The organism is Pyxidicoccus fallax, from assembly GCF_012933655.1.
Classification (GTDB): domain Bacteria; phylum Myxococcota; class Myxococcia; order Myxococcales; family Myxococcaceae; genus Myxococcus; species Myxococcus fallax.
Map to the genome: position 1 here is coordinate 1 of NZ_JABBJJ010000450.1, position 8,605 is coordinate 8,605.

Consider the following 8,605-nt stretch of genomic DNA (forward strand, 5'->3'; position numbering starts at 1 on the left):
GTGGGGGAGGGCGCTCCGAAGACATGGGGGGCGTTGCTTGACACGTCCCGAACCATGGTTCTCTTGAGTCCTGTGAGGCGGCGCTGGAGCCCGGTGGGGGCCTGAGGCGACCGCGAACCAGAACAGAACTCAACCGTCATGGCGTGCGTCCGCGAGGGCGACACGCACAGGAGAAGACCATGCAGAGCCGCAACCCCTTCAACTTCAACTCCGCCGTTGTCGTGAACCCGCTGATGCGCGACGTGGACGCGCTCTTCCGTGAGCTGACGCAGCCCGTGTGGCGCCAGTCGCCGCGCACCTTCGCGCCCGCCGCCGACATCGTCGAGAGCGAGGCCGGCCTGACGCTGCACCTGGACATGCCGGGCCTGGACGCCAAGGCCATCCAGGTGACGGTGGAGAAGGACGTCCTCACCGTGCAGGCCGAGCGCAAGGCGGAGCCGAGGACCGAGGGCGTCACCGTGCGCCGCCAGGAGCGCGGCTTCGGCACCTTCGCCCGCTCGTTCGCGCTGCCGGACACGGTGGACGCGTCCAAGGTGGAGGCGAAGTACGAGCACGGCGTGCTCACCCTGACGCTGCCCCGGCGCGAGGAGTCCAAGCCCCGCGTCATCGAGGTCAAGGTCCAGGGCTGATACGAGCGCACACCCGTCCAGGGAGGCCGCTGCCAGGGGGACGGCGCGGCTTCCTCCCCACTTCCCCCCTGTCAGGGCTTCCGCGAGGGGGTGGCGGAAGCCCTGTGTCGCTACCGCTTGGCGCTCAGCGCCAGCGGCACGCGGAACAGCTCCAGCACCTGCTGCACGTCCAGCGGCTTGGCCATGCACGCCAGCGCGCCGGCCTGCTTGGACTGCTCCACCACGTCCGGCGAGTGCAGCGACGTCATGGTGATGAGCCGCACGCCCTCCATCTGCTTGCGCGCGCGAATCCGCCGGCAGACCTCCAGGCCGTCGATGTCCGGCATGTTGAGGTCGATGATCATGCCGTGCGGCTTCTGCTCCGACACCAGCAGCAGGGCCTCCACGCCGCTCGTCGTCGTCTGCAGCTCCACCTGCGCCGCGAAGGGCTTGAACGCGCGCTTGATGGCGTCCAGCACCGCGCGCTCGTCATCCACCACCAGCAGGCGCACCGTGCCGCTGCCCAGCTCCTCCGGAACCGGCATCTGGTGGGTGATGAGGAACGTGCGCAGGTCCGCCGAGCGCACGCGACGGTGGCCACCCGGCGTCCGGAACGCCATCAGGATGCCCCGGTCAATCCACTTGCTCACCGTGGACGGATCCACCTGAAGCAGACGACTGATGTCGTGCGTCGTGTAGAGCTGGTCCGTCATCGCCGTACTCCCCTCTTGCTGCATGATTCCGCTGCCCATGGATTTTATCACCTACCTTGAATACGGGGTTAGTTCAACCTGTGTGACCAACGCGTCCATCAGTCCCCCTCATGAGACCCACTGCGTCGTCCCACCGGCCACTCGCCTTGAGACAGAGTTCCACGAGCTCACGAGCGGCGCCTCGGCCGCCTGGGCTCTGGGTAACGAAGTGGACTTCCTGACGCACCTCCGGAACCGCATCCGCGGGACATGCGGCCAGGCCCACGCGTGAGAGCGGGGCCAGGTCATTGTGGTCGTCTCCCATGTAGGCGCAGGCCTCGCGGGGGACTCCCAGTTGCTGGAGCAACTCGTCCAGCGCGACACCCTTGTCACGGCGGCCTTGAATGACTGCCGCCAGCCCCAGCTCCCGTCCGCGGACCTCCACGATGCTCGAGGTGCGGGCGGTGAGGACGGCGGCGGGCAGACCCGCGAGGCGGGCCATGACCAGGGCGTGGCCGTCCTTCACGTCGAAGCGCTTCATCAGCTCACCCTGGGCGCCGTAGTACAGGCCGCCGTCGGTGAGCACCCCGTCCACGTCGAAGACGAGCAGCCGCACGCGCGCCGCGCGGGACGTCAGCTCTTCCTTTCCTGGCTTGGAAGGCGCTTCCGTCACCATGGCTCCCTTGGCTCCTCCCCTTCTCGCAGCCTCATCAACCGGGCTCGTGTCCCAACACCCGGCGGATGTTCAGCACATTTCGTACCACGTCCTCGAACATCTGTGGATTCAGGGAACACGGACCGTCACACAGGGCACGATCCGGATCCTCATGGACTTCCGTGAACAACGCGTCAATCCCGGCGGCGGCCGCGGAGCGGGCCAGGAGGGCGACGAACTTGCGCTCGCCGGCCGTCTCGCCATTTCCGGCGCTGGGGAGCTGGACGGAGTGGGTGGCGTCGAAGCACACGGCGAGGCCCGCCTCGCGCATCTGGGCGAAGCCGCGCATGTCCACGACGAGGTTGTTGTAGCCGAAGGTGGACCCCCGCTCGGTGACGAGCACGTTGGGGTTGCCCGCCTCGAAGGCCTTGCGCGCCGAGTGGACGATGTCCTTGGGGGCCACGAACTGCCCCTTCTTGAGGTTGACACCCTTTCCACTCCGAGCCACCGCTTCCACCAGGTCCGTCTGCCGGCACAGGAACGCCGGTATCTGGATGATATCCACTACTTCCGAGGCAGGCCCGACGTGGCTGGTTTCGTGGACGTCCGTGAGCACCGGGACACCCACCTCATCCCGGACACGCTTGAGGATGCGCAGGCCCTCCTTGAGGCCGGGGCCGCGGAAGGACTTGCCGCTGGTGCGGTTGGCCTTGTCGTAGGAGCACTTGAAGGCGTACGGCACGCCCAGCCGGCCGGTGATTTCCTTGAGCATGCGGGCATGGCGCAGGGCCATGTCCTCGGACTCGATGCTGTCCGGGCCGGCGATGACGAAGAGCTTCTGGCCGGGGCCGACCTTGAAGCCACACAGTTCGATGGGGAGGGAGGCGCTCATGCGCGCACCTGGCCGGCCGCCGCGTTGGCGTCACGCTGCTCGAGCGCCGCGCGGATGAAGCCGGAGAAGAGGGGGTGGGGGGCGAAGGGCTTGCTCTTGAACTCGGGGTGGAACTGGCAGCCGACGAAGTAGGGGTGGTCGGCCAGCTCAATCATCTCCACGAGGTTCAGCTCGGGGTTGTGGCCGGAGACGACGAGCCCCGCCTCCTGCAGCTTGCCGCGGTAGGCGTTGTTCACCTCGTAGCGGTGGCGGTGGCGCTCCTGGATGGCGTCCTGGCCGTAGAGCTTGCTGGCCAGGGTGCCGGGCTTGAGCGCGCACGCGTAGCTGCCCAGGCGCATGGTGCCGCCCTTGTCCTGCACCTTCACCTGGCTCTCCATGAGCGTCACCACCGGGTGCGGGGTGTGCTCGTTGAACTCCAGGCTGTTGGCGTTGGCCAGGCCCAGCACGCTGCGGCTGAACTCCACCACCGCCATCTGCAGGCCGAGGCAGATGCCGAAGAAGGGGACCTTCTTCTCTCGCGCGTAGCGGACGGCGGCAATCTTGCCCTCGGTGCCGCGCACGCCGAAGCCGCCGGGCACGAGGATGGCGTCCACGCCGGCCAAGAGCTTCTCCGGGCCCTGCTCCTCCACGTCCTGGCTGTCCACGAAGTGCAGGTTCACCTTCACGTCGTTGGCGATGCCGCCGTGGAGCAGCGCCTCGTTGAGGCTCTTGTAGCTCTCCGTGAGGTTGACGTACTTGCCGACAATCGCCACCTGCACCTGACCGCGGCCGGGCGAGTACACCTTGCGCAGGATGTTCTCCCACCGCTCCAGGTGGGGCGCGCGGCTCCAGATGTTGAGGACCTCCGCGAGCCGCTCGTCCAGGCCCTGCCGGTGCAGCTCCAGGGGCAGTTCGTAGATGCTCTTCACGTCCGGCGAGGTGAACACGCTGCGCGTGTCCACGTTGCAGAACATGGCAATCTTGTCCTTCAGCTCGCGCGACACCTCGCGGTCCGTGCGGCACACGAGGAAGTCGGGCTGGATGCCAATCTCGCGCAGCTTCATGACGGAGTGCTGCGTGGGCTTCGTCTTCACCTCGCCGGCCGCGCCGATGTACGGCAGCAGCGTCAGGTGGACGTAGACGACGTTCTCACTGCCCACGTCGTAGCGCATCTGGCGGATGGCCTCGAGGAAGGGCAGCGACTCGATGTCGCCCACGGTGCCGCCGATTTCGACGATGACCACGTCCGCGCCGGGAGCGGCCTGACGGATGTTGGCCTTGATTTCGTCGGTGATGTGCGGAATCACCTGCACCGTCTTGCCGAGGTACTCACCGCGCCGCTCCTTCATGATGACGGAGTGGTAGATGCGGCCGGACGTGAAGTTGTTGAGCCGGCTCATCCGGGCGTTGGTGAAACGCTCGTAGTGGCCCAGGTCCATGTCGGTCTCCCCACCGTCCTCGGTGACGAAGACCTCGCCATGCTGGAACGGGCTCATCGTGCCCGGATCCACGTTGATGTAGGGGTCCAGCTTCAGCAGGGTGACGGCCAGCCCACGGTTCTCCAGCAGGGCGCCAATGGAAGCCGAGGCGAGGCCCTTGCCGAGGGAGCTGACCACTCCGCCCGTCACGAAGATGAACTTGGTTTTCTTGGAGCGCATGTCCCGTTCTGCCAACTGAGGGAGGGATGCGTCAATTATTCTGTTTCCGGTGGACGGCCGCCCGGTACAGCGGTGGACGGGTCTTCAGTTGCCGTCCCAACCACCGGGGCGTGCCACGGCGAATTCCCGGGCGGTGGGCTCGCCCACGCGGAAGGCGCGCAAGTCACAATTGCGGCAGCTCCAGCCCTCCCAGCCACGCTTGACGACCAGGTGCAGGCAGGCGTCGTAGTTGGGGCAGAACAGGTTGCGCTGCGTCTCCACGGCCTCCTCGTCACGGAGGGCGGTGGGCAGGGGGCTGGGGCACGGGGTGATGGACACGGCTGATACTCCCGAAAAGAAACGTGTTGGGTCGGCCACTCCCCCCGGGGCCACGGAACAGAGAGGGTTTTCCGGCATTCCCGAGCGGCGGACATAAAAAGGCCCGTCCCCACCAAGGCGGGAACGGGCCCGAACCGCCAGCGTCTGCCACCGCTCCAGGGCCTTTTCAGGCCACCGAAGCGGAGGTGGACGCCTTGTGCTTGCTGTCGGTCAAGGCATCACCTCCTTTCGGAGCCCCGGATCTAATCAGCGGCGAAAATGCGCGCCATACTCCTTGGACCCATAAACGGGCCTGACAGGGGTACAGGCGTTCAGGCGGCGACGAACTGCCGCTCCACCAGCCGGCGGTAGAGGCCGTCCTGGCCCATGAGGGCGGCGTGGGTGCCGCTCTGGATGACGTGGCCGCCCTCCAGCACCAGCACGCGGTCCGCGTTGGCCACGGTGGACAGGCGGTGGGCGATGATGAGGGTGGTGCGGCCCTGCATCAGGCGCTCCAGCGCGTCCTTCACCAGGTGCTCGCTCTCCGCGTCCAGGGCGCTGGTGGCCTCGTCGAGGATGAGCAGGCGCGGGTCCTTCAGCACGGCGCGGGCAATGGCCACGCGCTGCTTCTGGCCGCCGGACAGCTGCACGCCGCGCTCGCCCACCTGGGTGGCGTAGGCCTCGGGAAAGCGCTGGATGAAGGCATGGGCATTGGCGGCGCGGGCGGCCTCTTCAATCTGCGCGTCGGTGGCGTCGGGGCGGCCGTAGCGGATGTTGTCCGCGACGGAGCACGAGAAGAGCTGCGGCTCCTGGGCCACCATGGCGACGTTGCGGCGCAGCCAGTCCGGGTCCAGCGTGGTGAGCGGGTGGCCGTCCAGCAGCACCGCGCCGCCCTGCGGGTCGTAGAAGCGCGACAGCAGCGAGGCCAGCGTGGACTTGCCCGCGCCCGAGGGGCCCACCACCGCCACCACCTCTCCCGGGAGCAGCTCCAGATTCACGCCCTGCAGCACCGGCACGTCCGAGCGCGTGGGGTAGGCGAAGTGCACGTCGCGGAACTCCAGGTGGCCGCGCACCTCGGGCAGCTGCACGCCGCCCGCGGCGATGGCGGGCTCGCGGTCCAGCAGCTCGAAGACGCGGTCGGCGGCGCCGCTGGCGCGCATGAAGTCCGCCCACAGCTCGGCGACGGCGCTGAACGCGACGGCCACCAGCATGGTGTAGATGAGGAAGGCGGTGAGGGCGCCCACGCTGAGCTGGTTCGACACCACCAGCCGGCCGCCGTACCAGAGCACCGCGGCGATGGCGCCGTAGCCGGCGATGGCCGTGCCGCCCATGAACATGGACGAGTGGAGCGTGCGCTGGCGCGCGAGGGAGAAGGCGTGGTCCATGGTGGAGCCGTAGCGCTCCACCTCGCTGCGCTCGGCGGCGAAGGAGCGCACGGTGCGGATGCCGGACAGGTCCTCCTCGGCGACGTTGGTGCTGGCCGCCAGCGCGTCCTGCACCTGGCGCGAGAGCACGCGCACCCGGCGGCCGTAGAGCACCGCGCCCAGGACGACGGCGGGGACGATGGCGAGCATCACCGCGGTGAGGCGGGCGGACGTGTAGAAGAGGAGCGCCACGCCGCCCACCGCCTGCATGAGGTAGCGCAGCGTCAGGGACACGTTGATCGTGACGGTGTTCTGCAGGACGGTGGTGTCCGAGGCGAGCCGGCTGGTGAGCTCGCCGGTGCGGCGCGCGTCGAAGAAGGCCACCTCCTGGGACAGCAGGGCGCGGAAGAGGTCCTTGCGCAGCCTCGACACCACGCGCTCACCGGCGATGTTGAAGAGGTAGATGCGCAGCGCCATGGCGATGCCCTGCACCACGAAGACGGCCAGCATCCCCAGGGCGAGCCCGTCGAGCATCCCCTGGCTTCGCGAGGTGAGCGCCTCGTCCACCAGGTTGCCGATGGCGCGCGGGTAGATGAGCGTGGCCACGCTGCTCACGAGCAGGAAGAAGGTGCCGCCCGCCAGGGCGGGGAGCTCGGGGCGCGCCAGGGTGAGCAGGCGGCGCAGCGTGACGCGCGAGGGGAGCTGCGGGGCAGGGGCTTTTTCCGGGGCAGACACGGCGCGGAGCCTAACTCGCGACCCCCAGGCGTGCATCCCGGGGGACTGCCCGTCCTCCTGGACGGTGTTAATCCTTCCGGGGCGGATTGCTCGCACGCGAGGTGTGTCATGGAGAAGCACCCGTTTGGAAGCACCGGAGTGCAGGTGCCCGTCCTGGGACAGGGGACGTGGCAGATGGAGGACGATGACCAGGCGAGCGCCATCCGCTCCCTGCGCGCCGGCCTCGACCTGGGCCTGACGCACGTGGACACCGCCGAGCTGTACGGTCACGGCAAGGTGGAGGAGCGCATCGTCTCCGAGGCCATCGCGGGCCGGCGGGATGAAGTCTTCCTCGTGTCCAAGGTGATGCCGTCCAACGCCACCTACGCGGGCACGCTGGCCGCGTGCGAGCGGAGCCTGAAGCGGCTGCGCACGGACCGGCTGGATTGCTACCTCCTGCACTGGCCGGGGCCGCACCCGCTGGAGGAGACGGTGCGCGCCTTCGAGAAGCTGGTGAAGGACGGGAAGATTCGCTCGTGGGGCGTGAGCAACTTCGGGGTGGAGGACCTGGAGGAGGCGCTCGCCCTCGCCGGTCCGGGCCGCATCGCGTGCAACCAGGTGCTGTACCACCTGGAAGAGCGCGCCATCGAACACGGCGTCATCCCGTGGTGCGAGGCCCAGGGCGTGGCGGTGGTGGGCTACAGCCCCTTCGGCAACGGCAGCTTCCCGGAGCCGAACAGCAGGGGCGGCAAGGTGCTGGGCGCCATCGCCCGCGCGCACGGCGTCAGCCTGTACCAGGTGGCGCTGCGCTTCCTCGTGCGCCGGCCATCGCTGTTCGCCATTCCGAAGGCCAGCCGCGAGGCGCACATGCGCGACAACGCCGCCGCCGCGTCGCTGAAGCTGTCGACCGAGGAGCTGGCCCGGCTCGACGCGGCCTTTCCGCTGGGCCCCGAGCCGGAAGAGCTGCCCGTCATCTGATGCCGGCGGCGAAGGCCTTCCGGAAGGCGGACACCGTGGGGTCCGTGGCGCCGGGGGCCACCGTCACCGTGCCCGTGTCTCCCTCCATGGAGACGCGGGTGTCGCGGCCCTTGATGAAGCGCACCGTGAGGATGCGGCGCAGCACCTCGCGGCCCTGCTCCTGCGCCAGCGCGCGCAGCGCGTGGCCCGCGACGTTGACCGCCGTCTCCAGCGCGCGGCGGCCCGGCTCGTCGTCCAGCCCCACCCAGTCCACCTCGAAGCGCAGCGGGCGGCCGCCCAGCGCCGCCTCGCCCGGCCAGAACTGCTCGGTGATGGCGTGCGGAAGCTTCTCCACCAGCACCAGCACGTCCTGCCGCGTGGGGTTGGGCCGCACGAGCTGCGGCAGCTCCAGGAGCTGGTCCGCGTTGTTCACCGACACCGCCATCACCGTGGCCACGTCCACGTACGCCACCGAGGCGGAGCGCAGCAGGCCCTCCTTGCCCAGCGCCAGCAGCACGGACTCGCGCGGCACGTAGTCCACCACCTCGCCCGTCATCGAGTGCCCGTGCGACAGGTGCAGCGTGACAGTCAATGAGGGCACCTCCTCGCCCGTGCGCGCCCGCGCCGCCAGCGCGCCGAGCTGCTCCAGCACCCGCTCCACCTTCCGCGACAACAGCCGCTGCACGCCCTCCATGTCCTCATCCTCCTCTTGCTGTTGCTGCTTGCGGGTCTCCGGCTTCGCTTCCTGCTTCGGCTTCGGCTTCGGTGGCGCGGGGGGCGGCTGGGGCG

Annotated in this window: 9 protein-coding genes; 2 read left to right on the forward strand and 7 right to left on the reverse strand. The window is 68.9% G+C overall.

The genetic code is table 11. The features are described 5' to 3' along the window. Nucleotides 1–179 precede the first annotated feature (179 nt). Entirely contained in the window at nt 180–629 is a 450-nt protein-coding gene (locus HG543_RS48440; protein WP_169351761.1) for an Hsp20/alpha crystallin family protein, read from the forward strand. Between the two features lie 110 nt (nt 630–739). Here the strand turns inward: HG543_RS48440 and HG543_RS48445 are convergent, their stop codons facing one another. The 6 genes from HG543_RS48445 to HG543_RS48470 all read right to left on the reverse strand — a co-directional run bounded on the left by HG543_RS48445 (nt 740) and on the right by HG543_RS48470 (nt 6,916). After that, on the reverse strand, nt 740–1,360 hold the full coding sequence (locus HG543_RS48445; protein ID WP_169351762.1) for a response regulator: 621 nt from the start codon (nt 1,358–1,360) through the stop codon (nt 740–742). Between the two features lie 34 nt (nt 1,361–1,394). Next, nucleotides 1,395–1,976, reverse strand: a complete 582-nt coding sequence (locus tag HG543_RS48450) for a KdsC family phosphatase (RefSeq protein ID WP_169351763.1) — start codon at nt 1,974–1,976, stop codon at nt 1,395–1,397. A 34-nt stretch (nt 1,977–2,010) separates the two neighbouring features. Continuing rightward, the gene (gene kdsA / locus HG543_RS48455; protein WP_169351764.1) at nt 2,011–2,847 is read right to left on the reverse strand and encodes a 3-deoxy-8-phosphooctulonate synthase; all 837 of its coding nucleotides are present in this window, start codon (nt 2,845–2,847) and stop codon (nt 2,011–2,013) included. After that, the gene (pyrG, locus tag HG543_RS48460; RefSeq protein ID WP_169351765.1) at nt 2,844–4,484 is read right to left on the reverse strand and encodes a CTP synthase; all 1,641 of its coding nucleotides are present in this window, start codon (nt 4,482–4,484) and stop codon (nt 2,844–2,846) included. The genes kdsA and pyrG overlap by 4 nt, the downstream gene beginning before the upstream one ends. An 84-nt stretch (nt 4,485–4,568) precedes the next feature. Continuing rightward, the gene (locus HG543_RS48465) at nt 4,569–4,802 is read right to left on the reverse strand and encodes a hypothetical protein (protein WP_169351766.1); all 234 of its coding nucleotides are present in this window, start codon (nt 4,800–4,802) and stop codon (nt 4,569–4,571) included. Nucleotides 4,803–5,113: 311 nt separating this feature from the next. Continuing rightward, nucleotides 5,114–6,916: an ABC transporter ATP-binding protein gene (locus HG543_RS48470; RefSeq protein WP_169351767.1), complete on the reverse strand. Its 1,803-nt coding sequence runs from the start codon at nt 6,914–6,916 to the stop codon at nt 5,114–5,116. A 72-nt stretch (nt 6,917–6,988) separates the two neighbouring features. On the opposite strand from HG543_RS48470, the gene HG543_RS48475 reads away from it, so the two are divergent. Further along, entirely contained in the window at nt 6,989–7,837 is an 849-nt protein-coding gene (locus HG543_RS48475) for an aldo/keto reductase (RefSeq protein WP_169351768.1), read from the forward strand. On the opposite strand, the gene HG543_RS48480 is transcribed toward HG543_RS48475, so the two are convergent. Beyond that, the coding region (locus HG543_RS48480; RefSeq protein ID WP_169351769.1) for a hypothetical protein at nt 7,830–8,605 on the reverse strand (776 nt) is incomplete at its 5' end. The genes HG543_RS48475 and HG543_RS48480 overlap by 8 nt on opposite strands.